A 207-nucleotide genomic window follows, 5' to 3' on the forward strand; every position below is an offset into this window, starting at 1 on the left:
GCCTGCGCGGAAGATGTAACGGGGCTAAGCTATACACCGAAGCTGCGGCTACGCACTATGTGCGTGGGGTAGGGGAGCGTTCTGTAAGCCGTTGAAGGTGGCCTGTAAGGGCTGCTGGAGGTATCAGAAGTGCGAATGCTGACATGAGTAACGATAAAGGGAGTGAAAAACTCCCTCGCCGGAAGACCAAGGGTTCCTGTCCAACGT

The 207-nt window shown here is 55.6% G+C and carries 1 rRNA gene; it reads left to right on the forward strand.

The features are described 5' to 3' along the window. Nucleotides 1-207, forward strand: a 23S ribosomal RNA gene (locus tag A3712_RS22925); the annotation flags it as partial.

The organism is Vibrio sp. HI00D65 (assembly GCF_001635455.1).
Taxonomy (GTDB): domain Bacteria; phylum Pseudomonadota; class Gammaproteobacteria; order Enterobacterales; family Vibrionaceae; genus Vibrio.